The organism is Paraburkholderia sabiae (assembly GCF_030412785.1).
Classification (GTDB): Bacteria; Pseudomonadota; Gammaproteobacteria; order Burkholderiales; family Burkholderiaceae; genus Paraburkholderia; species Paraburkholderia sabiae.
Window position 1 is genome coordinate 2,257,154 of record NZ_CP125295.1, and the last position, 12,453, is coordinate 2,269,606.

At 62.5% G+C, this 12,453-nt stretch carries 10 protein-coding genes; 6 read left to right on the forward strand and 4 right to left on the reverse strand.

All coding sequences use genetic code 11. The annotated features are described in order from the left end of the window. Positions 1–9 precede the first annotated feature (9 nt). Positions 10–1,584: a methyl-accepting chemotaxis protein gene (locus QEN71_RS10130; RefSeq protein ID WP_201649177.1), complete on the forward strand. Its 1,575-nt coding sequence runs from the start codon at positions 10–12 to the stop codon at positions 1,582–1,584. Between the two features lie 36 nt (positions 1,585–1,620). Here QEN71_RS10130 and QEN71_RS10135 read toward each other — a convergent pair whose 3' ends face one another. Further along, entirely contained in the window at positions 1,621–2,325 is a 705-nt protein-coding gene (locus QEN71_RS10135; protein WP_201649176.1) for a FadR/GntR family transcriptional regulator, read from the reverse strand. A 134-nt stretch (positions 2,326–2,459) separates the two neighbouring features. Between QEN71_RS10135 and QEN71_RS10140 the strand changes: the two genes are divergently transcribed. The 4 genes from QEN71_RS10140 to QEN71_RS10155 all read left to right on the forward strand — a co-directional run bounded on the left by QEN71_RS10140 (position 2,460) and on the right by QEN71_RS10155 (position 7,252). Further along, a complete protein-coding gene (locus tag QEN71_RS10140) occupies positions 2,460–3,254 on the forward strand; it encodes a (Fe-S)-binding protein (protein WP_201649175.1) in 795 nt (264 codons plus the stop codon). Further along, a complete protein-coding gene (locus QEN71_RS10145) occupies positions 3,251–3,967 on the forward strand; it encodes a LutC/YkgG family protein (protein ID WP_201649174.1) in 717 nt (238 codons plus the stop codon). Before QEN71_RS10140 ends, QEN71_RS10145 begins: the two co-directional genes overlap by 4 nt. Continuing rightward, entirely contained in the window at positions 3,964–5,409 is a 1,446-nt protein-coding gene (locus QEN71_RS10150; RefSeq protein WP_201649173.1) for a LutB/LldF family L-lactate oxidation iron-sulfur protein, read from the forward strand. Before QEN71_RS10145 ends, QEN71_RS10150 begins: the two co-directional genes overlap by 4 nt. A 115-nt stretch (positions 5,410–5,524) precedes the next feature. Continuing rightward, positions 5,525–7,252 (forward strand): lactate permease LctP family transporter, encoded by a 1,728-nt coding sequence (locus QEN71_RS10155; protein WP_201649172.1) that lies wholly within the window; start codon positions 5,525–5,527, stop codon positions 7,250–7,252. Positions 7,253–7,302: 50 nt separating this feature from the next. On the opposite strand, the gene QEN71_RS10160 is transcribed toward QEN71_RS10155, so the two are convergent. After that, positions 7,303–8,181: a LysR substrate-binding domain-containing protein gene (locus QEN71_RS10160; RefSeq protein ID WP_201649171.1), complete on the reverse strand. Its 879-nt coding sequence runs from the start codon at positions 8,179–8,181 to the stop codon at positions 7,303–7,305. Positions 8,182–8,282: 101 nt separating this feature from the next. On the opposite strand from QEN71_RS10160, the gene QEN71_RS10165 reads away from it, so the two are divergent. Next, positions 8,283–9,203, forward strand: coding sequence for a DMT family transporter (locus QEN71_RS10165; RefSeq protein WP_201649170.1), 921 nt, complete (start codon positions 8,283–8,285; stop codon positions 9,201–9,203). Positions 9,204–9,207: 4 nt separating this feature from the next. On the opposite strand, the gene QEN71_RS10170 is transcribed toward QEN71_RS10165, so the two are convergent. Next, complete coding sequence (locus QEN71_RS10170) at positions 9,208–9,891, reverse strand: Fe2+-dependent dioxygenase (protein ID WP_201649169.1); 684 nt, start codon at positions 9,889–9,891, stop codon at positions 9,208–9,210. 100 nt (positions 9,892–9,991) lie between these two features. Beyond that, entirely contained in the window at positions 9,992–12,229 is a 2,238-nt protein-coding gene (locus tag QEN71_RS10175) for a TonB-dependent receptor (protein ID WP_201649168.1), read from the reverse strand. Positions 12,230–12,453: the final 224 nt, after the last annotated feature.

Consider the following 12,453-nt stretch of genomic DNA (forward strand, 5'->3'; position numbering starts at 1 on the left):
GGCGTCCGAATGGTGAAGCTGAGTTTTACCCAGAAGCTGTGGTTGCCGCTCGTCATCAGTCTTTTCGCGTTGTTGCTGGTCTCGGTGTCGGCGGCCTATCTGTCGCGCGAGACGCGCATCGAGGAGCGCAAGAACGACCTCGTCAATGTCGCGCATGTCGGCTTGTCGCTGGTTCAGGAGTACGCGGCGCTCGCGCAGAGCGGCAAGCTCAGCGATGCGGACGCGCGCAAGGAAGCGCTCGCGCGCCTGCGCGACATCCGCTACGGCGAAGACGGTTATTTCCTCGTGATCGACTCGACGCCGCGCATGGTCATGCATCCGATCAAGCCCGCGAGCAATGGCAAGGATCTCGCGGGCGCAGCTGACGCCGATGGCCGCCACCACTACGTATCGTTCGCGAAGGTCGCGCAGTCGCCCGAAGGCGGCTTCGTCGATTACGTGTTTCCGCATTCGCGCCCCGCGTCCGCGTCGGAGCCCGCCGAAGCCGTCGACAAGATCGGCTACGTCGTGCGCTACGCGCCGTGGGACTGGATCATCGCGACGGGTGCGTATGTCGACGATATCGACGCGGCATTCATGCGTTCGCTGTATCTGATCGGCGGCGTGTTCATCGGCATCGCCGTACTGCTGGCCACGCTCGTCGCGCTGACCAACCGCAGCATCCAGCGCACCATCGGCGGCGATCCCGGCTACGCGGCGGACGTCGCGAACGCGATTGCAATCGGCGATCTGACTGTGTCGATCGATACGCGCCAGAACGATGAAGCCAGCCTTCTACGCGAGATGCGCCGCATGCGCGACACGCTGACGGACACGATCCGCGCGATCAAGCACGCCGCCGATAACGTCGCGACGGGTGCGGGCGAAATCGCGAGCGGCAATGCCGATCTTTCGTCGCGCACTGAAAATCAGGCCGCTTCGTTGCAGGAAACGGCGGCGAGCATGGAACAGATGACGTCGATGGTCCGGCAGACCGCAGAGAACGCGCGCACCGCCAGCGAACTCGCCGAAAGCGCCGCGCAGATCGCGAACCAGGGGAGCGTGATGGTCGGCGAGGCTGTTTCGACGATGCGCGATATCTCGACGGAATCGCAGAAGATGGTCGAGGTGATCGCGGTGATCGAGAGCATCGCGTTCCAGACCAACATTCTTGCGTTGAACGCTGCCGTCGAAGCGGCGCGCGCGGGCGAACAGGGACGCGGCTTCGCGGTCGTCGCGGGCGAAGTGCGCACGCTTGCGCATCGCAGCGCGGGCGCCGCGAAGGAAGTGCGGCAACTGATCAGCCGCGCCGTCGATAAAGTTGGCAACGGCGCGGGTCTTGTCGAACGCACGGGCTCGACGATCCAGCAGGCGCGCGACGCGATTGCGAGCGTGACAGGCGTCATGCAGGAAATCGCCGCGGCGGCTGCTGAACAGAGCGCGGGTATCGATCAGGTGAATCTCGCCGTCACGCAGATGGACAGTCTCACGCAGGAAAACGCGGCGCTCGTCGAACAGGCTGCTGCCGCCGCGCATTCGTTGACCGAGCAGGCCGGGCGGCTGAAGACTTCCGTCGACGCGTTTCAGGTTGCCGAAACCGCCTGATGTTTCGATGACGCTAGTGGTTGGACCAGTTTCACGTCATTCGCTGAGGTTGGTGCGCACGTAGTCGATATGCGTGTGCATCGCCGTGCGCGCCTCTTCCGGAAGCCGCATGCAGATCGCGTCGCACACGGCGCGATGCTGCACCAGCAGTTGCGCCGATTCCTTCGCACCAAGCTGCCGCAAGTCTGTGCCGCTGATCGTGATGTGCTCGCGCAGCATGCCGAGAATGCTCGTGTGCAGATGCAGGAACATCGTATTGTGCGAAGCTTTTGCAATCGCGTCGTGAAGCTGCGTGTCAGCCGTGGCTTCGCTTTCCTTGTCGTCGCAATCGTGCGAGCGTTCCAGCTCGCGCATCAATGAACGGATGCGCTTGACGTCCGCAGCCGTCGCACGCATCGCCGCGAAATAGGCGGTCGCGCCTTCCAGCACACGGCGAAATTCCAGAATGTCGTTGCGCAATACCGGGTGATCGGCGACCAGTTGTCCCCACGGCGACGCGATGCCCGCCCTCAACTGATCCGTTGCATACACACCCGCGCCGCGCCGGCTTTGCAGCAGACCGCGCGCCGCCAGCCGCTGGATCGCCTCGCGCACCGTATTGCGCGACACGTCGTACTGTTCCGCCAGCGTGCGCTCGGCGGGCAAGCGCGAACCCGGCGGCCATGTGCCGTCCAGCAGCGCGGTTTCCATCTCGCGCATGATGCGCTCCACCCTGCCCCGCTCTCTTGTCTGCGTCGCCATGTCCGCGCCTCCAGTGGTCCAACCAATTTGTATTGTCGCGCACATTTGGGAATCATGCGTCAACGATTCAAGCGATCCGCGCAGCCACTTGCGATTAAAGCGGCGCAAAAAGCGGACGCATTCTGGAGCGAGATATGAAGGAAAGGCAATACCCGTCGGCCCCACGCGATGTCTATCTGTTCGCCACCTGCCTCGTCGACCTGTTCGTGCCCGAAGCCGGGCTCGACGCCGTGAAGCTGCTCGAACGCGAAGGGCTCGTCGTGCACTTTCCTCAGGAGCAAAGCTGCTGCGGCCAGCCCGCATACAGCAGCGGCAATCCCGAACAGGCACGCGACGTTGCGCGCGCCCAGTTCGATCTCTTCTCGAAGCCTTGGCCTGTCATCGTGCCGTCGGGATCGTGCGCGGGCATGATGCGTCATCACTGGCCGAAGCTGTTCGCCGACGATCCGGCGATGGCGCAAAAGGCAGAAGAACTCAGCGAGCGCGTCTACGAACTCAGCGAATTCCTGCTGCGCGTGCTGCACATCGAATTGCCCACTACGAGCGATGCCGCCGACGAACGTGTCGTGCTGCACACCTCGTGCGCGGCACGCCGCGAAATGGGCACGCGCGTGCATGGCGTCGAACTCGTCGATGCATTGCCGGGCGTGACTCGCATCGAGCACGAGCGCGAATCGGAATGCTGCGGTTTCGGCGGCACTTTCTCGCTCAAGCATCCCGACATTTCCGGCGCGATGGTGCGCGACAAGGTAGCGTCCGCGTGTGCGACGGGCTGCGAGCGCATCGTATCCGCGGACTGCGGTTGCCTGCTGAACATCGGACATGCGGCGCGGCATCAGGGCGCGCCCGTTCAAGTCGAACATATCGCGAGCTTCCTGTGGCGACGCACGCAACGCGCCGATGCTCAAAACAAGGGGCGTAAAGCATGAACGCGCGCGAACGCATGCTCGGTCGACTGCGCGCCGCCGCGCCCGCTCGGGTTTCGGACGACGATCTGAAACGCCTCGACGACAGTATCGATCTGCACTACGACAATCGACGCGTTGCATTGCCCACGCAGACGCTCGTTGAATCGATGCAGGCTGCGCTGACTGCCTCACACGCCGAAGTATTCCGCGCGACAGAGCGCACGTGGCCCGCGTTGATCGCGCAGCACTTGCAGCAGGCAAACATAAAGCGCCTGCTGCTCGATACATCGCGTGCGGAAGGCGCGGCGTTGCAACAGGCACTGCCTCCCGATGTCGCGACACGCAACTACGATCAGCCGATCGAACACTGGAAAGCAGAACTCTTCGACACGATCGACGCCGGTTTCACGGTCGCGCGCTCGGGTCTTGCAGCGACGGGCACGCTGATCGTCGCACCGGATTCGGGTTCGCCACGCACGATGTCGCTCGTGCCGCCGCTGCACATCGCGCTCGTCTACGCGCATACGCTGCACGCGGACCTGCACGCTGCGATGCGCGCCGAGCGATGGCAAGCGGGCATGCCGACCAATCTCGTGATGATCTCAGGACCATCGAAGACATCCGACATTCAGCAAACGCTCGCGTATGGCGCACACGGTCCGCGCGAACTGTGGGTCGTGATCGTCGAACATCACGCCGATAACGCAGCGCTTGAGCACGGAGACGCAGCATGAACGCAACACCGATGCACTTCGTGCCCTCGCAAGACTTCAAGGCACGCGCCCGCGCCGCGCTCGACGACCCGAAACTGCGCAGCAGTTTTCGCGGCGCCATGGACTTCCTGCAAACCAAGCGCCGCACGCAATTCCCCGACGACGACGAACTCCAGCATCTGCGCGATCTCGGCGAAAGCCTGCGCCAGCACGCGTTGTCGCGCCTGCCCGATCTGCTCGTGCAACTCGAAGAAAAGCTCATGGCGCGCGGCGTTCATGTGCACTGGGCCGAAACAGCCGCCGACGCCACCGCGATCATTCACGGTATCGCGCAATCGCACGACGCGAAGCGCGTGATCAAGGGCAAGTCGATGGCGAGCGAGGAGATCGAGCTTAACCATTATCTCGAAGCGCGCGGCATCGACTGCATCGAATCGGATATGGGCGAGTACATCGTGCAGCTCGCGCACGAAAAGCCTTCGCATATCGTGATGCCCGCGATTCACAAGACGAAAGCGGATATCGCCGAACTGTTCGAGCAGCACATTCCCGATACGCGCTATACGGAAGATGTCGACGAGTTGATCCAGACGGGTCGCCGCGCATTGCGCCGCGCATTCGTCGATGCCGACGTCGGGTTGTCCGGCGTCAACTTCGCGGCCGCCGATACGGGCACGCTCTGGCTGGTCGAAAACGAAGGCAACGGACGCCTGTCGACCACCGTGCCCGACGTGCATATCGCGATCATGGGCATGGAGAAAGTGGTCGCGAAGCTGTCGCACGTCGTGCCGCTTTCGAGCCTTCTGACGCGCTCCGCAACGGGCCAGGCGATCACGACGTACTTCAACCTGATCACCGGCCCGCGACGCGAAGGTGAACGCGATGGCCCGCGTGAAATGCACGTCGTGCTGCTCGACAATGGCCGCACGCAGGCTTATGCGGACGAACAGTTGCGCGCGACGCTGCAATGCATCCGTTGCGGTGCGTGTATGAATCATTGCCCCGTGTACACGCGTATCGGCGGACACGCATACGGCACGACGTATCCGGGTCCGATCGGCAAGATCATTTCGCCGCATCTGCTCGGACTCGAAGAAACCGCCGATCTGCCGACGGCATCGAGCCTGTGCGGCGCATGCGGCGAAGTGTGCCCCGTGCGCATTCCGATTCCCGAACTGCTGGTGCGTCTGCGCACGGAAGCGAATCGCGATCCCAACGAAGTGGTCGCGCATCCGCTGCGCGGCCAGGGCGCGAAGTTCAGCCGCGAAGAACAGTTCGTGTGGCGTTTCTGGAGCGGTGCGTTCGCGCATCCGCGCGCCTACCGGATGCTGCGCTGGGCCGCGACGCGGCTGCGCGGATTCGCGCCGAAGAACCAGATGGGCTGGACGCGTCATCGCGAGCCGCTGAAGCCCGCTGCGCGCAGTCTGCACGATCTGTTGCGCGAGCGCGGCCAGCCCGAATAGCTTTTTCTTTTTCCACGAACCTCGACACGCGTGCATCGCTTATCAGGCGATGCACGGTGAGCGGCTGCGTGCCGCAAAAAAGAATTCATTAAACGCATCTTCGGAGGAGACCGACATGCACCCGTGGTATCAGACCTATTTGCCGCTCGGCAGCCTCTGGCTTTCCGCGCTCGCGGCCAGCATCCCGATCATCTTTTTCTTCGTCGCGCTGGCGGCGTTGCGTCTGAAGGGACATGTTGCAGCAGCAGGCACGCTGATCCTGTCGCTGGCCGTCGCGATCTTCGCGTACGACATGCCCGCGCCGCAGGCGTTCGCAGCCGCAGGCTTCGGCTTTGCATATGGCTTGTGGCCGATCGCATGGATCATCATCACGGCCGTGTTCCTCTACAAACTGGTCGTGAAGACGGGCCAGTTCGACATCATCCGCGCATCCGTGCTCGCGTTGACGGACGATCAGCGCCTGCAACTGCTGCTGATCGGCTTTTCGTTTGGCGCGTTTCTGGAAGGCGCGGCAGGCTTCGGCGCGCCCGTTGCGATCACGGCGGCGCTGCTCGTCGGTCTCGGTTTCGATCCGCTGAAGGCGGCGGGCATGTGCCTGATCGCGAACACGGCGCCCGTCGCGTTCGGCGCGATGGGCATTCCCATCATCGTCGCGGGCCAGGTGACAGGCATCGATCCGTTCCTGATCGGCGCGACGGCGGGCCGTCAGTTGCCGCTGCTGTCGCTGGCTGTGCCGTTCTGGCTCGTGTTCATGATGGACGGCAAGCGCGGCATCAAGGAAACGTGGCCGGCCGCGCTCGTCGCGGGCGGCAGCTTCGCCGTCACGCAGTATTTCACGTCGAATCACATCGGACCCGAACTGCCGGATATCACGTCGGCGCTCGTGAGCCTCGTCGCGCTCGCTTCGTTCCTGAAGGTGTGGCAGCCGCGCCGTGCACACGATACGGCGCGCGGCACGGGAAGTAGCACGATGAGCGGCGGCGCGGCGGCGCTGTCGGGCGTCGGTGGTTTCGGCGGCTTCGGTGGTGATGGATCGATTGGCACGAGCCGTCGCGCGTCGCCGTACACACTCACGCAGACGATTCGCGCGTGGGCGCCGTTCGGCATTCTCACCGCGGTCGTGACTGTGTGGAGCCTGCAATCGTTCAAGGCGCTGTTCGGCGCGAAAGGCGCGCTGGCCTGGAGCATCATCAAGTTCAAGGTGCCCGCGCTCGATCAACTCGTGATGAAAACCGCGCCTATCGTCGCGACGCCCAAAGCGTACGAAGCCGTGCTCAAGATCGACCTGCTCTCCGCAGTCGGCACGGCGATTCTGCTGACTGCGCTGATCTCGATGGTTTTGCTGCGCGTGAAGCCGCGCGATGCGATCACGACGTTCGTCGAAACGCTGAAGGAATTGCGTCGTCCTGTGCTGTCGATCGGTCTCGTGCTGTCGTTCGCGTTCGTCGCGAACTACTCGGGCATGTCGTCGACGCTGGCACTGCTGCTCGCGGGCACGGGCGCCGCATTCCCGTTTTTCTCGCCGATACTCGGCTGGCTCGGCGTGTTCCTGACAGGCTCGGATACGTCGTCGAATGCGCTCTTCTGCTCGCTTCAACATACGACGGCGCATCAGATCGGCGTGTCGGACACGTTGCTCGTGGCTGCCAACACGACGGGCGGTGTAACGGGCAAGATGATTTCGCCGCAGTCGATCGCGGTTGCTTGCGCGGCGACGGGTCTCGTCGGACGCGAGTCGGAACTGTTCCGCTTCACTGTGCGGCATAGCCTGCTGTTCGCAGTGATCGTCGGGTTGATCACGCTGTTGCAGGCTTATGTGTTGCCTGGCATGCTGCCGGGTTGATCTTCCGCTTGCTTCGTGTTTGAAAAACGCTCGCATTTTGCGGGCGTTTTTTATTGATCGCCGATGAACCACGCTTTCAATGTCGCCGCACCCGGCTTGAGTTCAATTGACTTGGGATACACGAGGTAATACGCGGTCTTCAACGGCAGGCTCAAACCAAACGGATCGATCAACGACTTCGCCGCCTGCTCCGCTTCCGTCAACACCGCGCTCGTCAGCACGACGCCCTGCCCGCGCACGGCCGCTTCGATCGCCATCAGTGACTGGTCGAAATGAATCCCCGCGATGCCGTCGATCTGCCTCGCGGACAATTTGCCGAATTTTTTCAACCACGTAGTCCAATGCGGATGCAGCGTGTTGTGTAGCAGTGTCGCGCGTTGCAGATCGTCGGGCGTTTTCAGCTTCAGCTTTCTTGCGTACGACGGACTGCAATAGACGCGGGCTTCGTCGGAATGCAGCAATTGCACGTTCAACTCAGGCGCATTGCCGTCGAAATAGCGCACAGCGAGATCGATCGACTGCAGTTCGAAATCGACCATCGCGGTCGTCGTATTCAGTTCCAGGGCGATGCCCGGATGCGCGATCAGAAACTCCGTCATCCTGGGCGCAAACCATTTGGCGGCGAAGCTCGGCGGCATCGACACGCGAACTCCCTTGTTCTGGTTCTCTCGCACGCGACGGCTCGCGTGCATGATCTGCGCGAGCGCGGGCTGAATCTGCGCGTAGTAGGCGCGCGCTTCGTCCGTCGGCACGATCTGTCTGACCTGACGCGCAAACAACGCGACGCCGAGCCACGCTTCGAGTTTCTGGATCTGCTGGCCGACTGCGCCGGGCGTCACGCTCAGCTCATCGGCAGCTAGAGAAAAACTGGTCAGGCGCATCGCCGCTTCGAACGAAACCAGCGCTTTTAAAGGTGGCATGGCGGACATAGGATAGTTTTTCTGCGCTATCGACGAGAACAAATCGTTTGTACCGCATCTGTGCGCGCAGCACAATCGGCCCATCGTCCATGCATCCGATGGTGTTTGCCATGAACCCCGCTTATCTCGCGTTCGCGCTGCTCGGCTTCATCTGGGGCAGCAATTTTCTTTTTATGAAGTGGGCCAGCGTGTTGATCACGCCCGCTCAAATCGTCTTTCTGCGCGTGCTGTTCGGTTTTCTGCCGCTGCTCGTCTATGCGCTTGCGACGAAGGCGCTGTCATGGAAGCAGTTGCGCCATGCGCATCACTTCATCGTGATGTCGCTGCTGGCAACGAGCGTCTACTACTACGCGTTTGCAAAAGGCGCGACGCTGTTGCTATCGAGCGTCGCCGGCATGTTGAGCGGCGCGATTCCGCTGTTCTCGTTCGTCTGTGCGTGGGCGCTGTTGCGTGCCGAGCGGCCGACCATGCGCATGATCGTCGGCGTGGTGTGCGGCTTCGTTGGCGTGCTGATGATCGCGCGCCCGTGGAACGGCGCCGTCACAAGCGTGAATCTGAGTGGCGTCGCGTATATGGCGGCGGGTTCGTTGAGCGTGGGCTGTTCGTTCGTCTATGCGCGGCGCTTTCTGTCGAAGCTCGACATGTCGCCCGTCGCGCTGTCCACATGGCAGATCGGCTTTGCGCTCCTGACGATTGCCTGCGTCACGCCGTTCGACGGCATGACGCACATCGCGCACGACACGCGCGCAGCCGTCGGCATCGTGCTCGGACTTGGGCTGCTCGGCACGGGCGTCGCGTACATCCTCTATTACTTCATCGTGCAGCGGCTCGGTGCGCTGGCGGCGTCGAGCGTCACGTATATTCCGCCTGTCGTCGCACTGGCGATCGGCGTGCTGTTCGCACACGAGCCGATCCACTCGCTCGATCTGCTCGCGATGGTCTGCATTCTCGGCGGCGTGTTTCTGCTGCAAAGCGGGCGGAATCCGCAGAAGAATGCGGCCGCTTCATCTTCAGCGCGACGCACCGCGTAGTGCTTTACGTCTCGCTCCACATGCGCAGCAGGTTGTGATAACAGCCCACCAGCGTGCGGCGAGCCGCTTCATCGCCATTCGATGCATTGAGCCGCTGGATCGCGCCGTCGAGATCGAACAGCATCGCACGCTGCGTGTCGTCGCGCACCAGGCTTTGCGCCCAAAAGAAACTCGACACGCGCGCGCCGCGCGTCACGGGCCTCACCTGATGCAGGCTCGTGCCTGGATAGACGATTGCGTGTCCGGCGGGCAGCTTCACTTCCTGCACGCCATACGTATCTTCGATTAGCAGTTCGCCGCCATCGTATTCGTCGGGCGGTGTGAGAAAAAGCGTGATCGAGATGTCGGTGCGCACACGCACACCGCTGCCCGGCACGAGACGGATTGCACCGTCGACGTGACTGCCGAAGTGCATGCCGCCTTCGTAGCGGTTGAAGAGCGGCGGGTACACCTTGTTCGGCAACGCGGCGCTGATGAAAAGCGGATGACGTTCCAGCGATGCAACGATCCGGTCGCCCATTTCCAGCGCGATCGGCGCCGTCTGTTCGATCTGCTGGTTACGCTTGACGGGCGCGCCCTGATAGCCGGCTGTCGCGCGGCCATCGACCCATGCATCGCTCGCTTCGAGTTGCGCACGCATCGCGGCGGCTTCGGCGGGACTCAGTACGTCCGGGATCGTGACAATCATCGTTCAGTTTCCTGCATAACGGACAGCGCCGCGCGCCTTCCGCATGAATCGCTTCATGCGGGAAAGCGCGCGGCCTGTCGTGGGCTATCGCTTCATGCGATCAGAAAAAGCGATAGTTTACCGTCGCGAGGAACGTGCGCCCATAACCCGGCACTGCGCGTCCGCCGTCGGACGGAATCAGCGCGTCGTAGTAGTTCTTGTCGGTCAGGTTCAGCACGTTGAGCTGGACGTCGTAACGCTTCGCGTGATACGCCGCCATCGCGTCCCAACGCGTGTAGCCGCCAACCTGCACGAAGTTGTTGTTGGCCGCATAACGCGACGACATGTACGTCGGACCGCCGCCGATTTCCCAATGCGGCGTGAAGAGATACGTCGTCCACAGCGTCAGCGTATGTTTCGGCGTGTTGGCGGGCACCTTGCCCTGCGTGCCGTCGAAGGCCTTCAGGATCTCGCCGTCCATGTACGTATAGCCGCCGAACACCTGCCAGTTGTTCGTGATGTGACCGGCAAGACCCATCTGATAGCCGCGCACGCGGATATCGCCGTCGAGCGTGTAGCTGCCGTCCGGGTTCGCCGTGCGCGCATTCGTCTTTTCGATGTTGAAAAGCGATTGCGTGACGGACAGCCCGCCGCCGAGCAGATCCAGCTTCGCGCCCACTTCATACGACTTGTTATGCTCGGGCGGCAGATTCTGCTGCCCATTGGTCAACGTCAGCGCTTCGAGCGAAGGATCGAACGACGTGCCATATGACACGTAATACGACTGCCAGTCGGCCGGCTGATAGATGATGCCGCCGCGCACGCTGGTGAAGTAGTTCGTCTGCGTTGCATAGCCGGGCACGTTGATCGAGTTGTGGATCGACGCTTCGTAGCGATCCCAGCGCACGCCGCCCACGACCTTCCAGTGCTGACCGATCGACACCGTGTCGTTCACATACGCGCCCACGCCATTCGCGCTCGATTCAGCGAGATTGGTCGCCACTTCCTTCACGTTCGACGGACGCGGCGTATAAGCGGGATCGATCAGCGGCACGATGCCGATGGTGTTCGACGGCAGACCCGGCGAGGTAGCCGTGAAACTCTGGTTGCTATACGTTTCGTGGCTCAGGTCGAGACCTGTGATCACGTCGTGCTTGAGCGGACCCGTGTTGAACTTCGCTTCGAGATCGGTCGAGTTATAGACCGAGTGGTCGTTAATGTTGCGGTCCTTGCCCTGCAGCTTCACGAACAGTTTCGACGGATCGATCGTCGTGAAGTTGCCGTTCGTGAGCGCCGTCGATGTCCCGAGCGGCCCAGTCAGCACCGATGCCGCGTTAGTCGCGCGCGCTTCCGTGCTGTAGTGGCTGAACTGCGTCTGGTTGCGCAGGGTCAGGTCGTCGTTGAAGCGATGCTTGATGCGCGCGCTGAGCGTCTGCACGTCCTGAATCGTGCGGTCGTCGGTGTAGCCGTAGAACGTGCCGCGATTCACAGGCGCGGGGTGACCGTTCAGCGGCGGAATGCCGTAGTCGGGCTGATCGCGATTGTGCTGGATCAGCGCGGACAACGTGATTTCCGTCGGCGTGCCGATGCCGAACTTTACTTCAGGCGCAACGCCGTAGTCCTTGTTCTTCATCACATCGCGCGACGAACCGAGGCTCTGGCCGAACGCGTTGATGCGGAACGCTGACGTGTCAGTAATCGGCGTGTCGAGGTCGACGGTCGTGCGGTAACGGTCATGGGTGCCGGCCTGCACGGAGACGTCGGCGCGCTTCTTCAGCGTCGGCTCCTTGCTGACCTGGTTGATCACGCCGCCCGTCGATCCGCGGCCGAAATACAGCGACGACGGCCCATACAGCACGTCGATCGACTCGAGGTTGAACGTGTCGCGATAGTACTGGCCGCGATCGCGGAAGCCGTCGAGGTAAATGTCGGTGCGCGCCGAGAAGCCGCGCAGGTTGATGTTGTTGCCGATCTGACCGCCTTCCGCCGCGCCGATCGTGATGCCGGGCACGTTGCGCAACGCGTCGGAGAACGAGCTGACGGCCTGCGATTGCAGCACTGCCTTGGGCACGACGGTCGCGGCTTGCGGAATGTCACGCAGCGCGGTCGGCACCTTGGCGCCGACGCTCGACGTGTCGGCCTGGAAATCGGTGGCGTTGTCGGCCTGGCTCGTCACCTTGACGGTGGGCAGGGTGGCGTTGTCGGAAGGCTGGCTGGCGGAGGGCTGGCTGGCGGGAGAAGTGGACGATGCGGCCTGGGCTACCTGTGCTGCCGGTGTGGCCGGCGTCGTCGTTTGTGCGTAGAGCGGCGTCGCAAAGACGGCCATGACGGCCGCTGCGAGTGGCGTAGTTCGATGCATCGCGATTCCCTGTCGTTGTCACTGATTTTTTTTGGTGCTACGGGCGCTGCCTGCCCGTCCGGTTCGCGCGTTCGCGCAAACCGCCCCGCCGAGCCGAAAGCCTCGGCTGGCCCCTCTTAAATGAGAATCGGTATCATTACATGAACGGTAATGGTTCGCAATCATGCACACGGCATGTGTGGTCATTGCGCGTCATTCTTTCAAATGACGATTAGCTTTCGACT

What these genes read in the sequence shown, in the direction of transcription:
- QEN71_RS10155 (WP_201649172.1), top strand. Translation starts at nt 5,525, where the DNA reads ATGCACCCGTGGTATCAGACCTATTTGCCGCTCGGCAGCCTCTGGCTT.
- QEN71_RS10135 (WP_201649176.1), bottom strand. Translation starts at nt 2,325, where the DNA reads ATGGCGACGCAGACAAGAGAGCGGGGCAGGGTGGAGCGCATCATGCGC.
- QEN71_RS10140 (WP_201649175.1), top strand. Translation starts at nt 2,460, where the DNA reads ATGAAGGAAAGGCAATACCCGTCGGCCCCACGCGATGTCTATCTGTTC.
- QEN71_RS10145 (WP_201649174.1), top strand. Translation starts at nt 3,251, where the DNA reads ATGAACGCGCGCGAACGCATGCTCGGTCGACTGCGCGCCGCCGCGCCC.
- QEN71_RS10170 (WP_201649169.1), bottom strand. Translation starts at nt 9,891, where the DNA reads ATGATTGTCACGATCCCGGACGTACTGAGTCCCGCCGAAGCCGCCGCG.
- QEN71_RS10175 (WP_201649168.1), bottom strand. Translation starts at nt 12,229, where the DNA reads ATGCATCGAACTACGCCACTCGCAGCGGCCGTCATGGCCGTCTTTGCG.
- QEN71_RS10165 (WP_201649170.1), top strand. Translation starts at nt 8,283, where the DNA reads ATGAACCCCGCTTATCTCGCGTTCGCGCTGCTCGGCTTCATCTGGGGC.
- QEN71_RS10130 (WP_201649177.1), top strand. Translation starts at nt 10, where the DNA reads ATGGTGAAGCTGAGTTTTACCCAGAAGCTGTGGTTGCCGCTCGTCATC.
- QEN71_RS10160 (WP_201649171.1), bottom strand. Translation starts at nt 8,181, where the DNA reads ATGTCCGCCATGCCACCTTTAAAAGCGCTGGTTTCGTTCGAAGCGGCG.
- QEN71_RS10150 (WP_201649173.1), top strand. Translation starts at nt 3,964, where the DNA reads ATGAACGCAACACCGATGCACTTCGTGCCCTCGCAAGACTTCAAGGCA.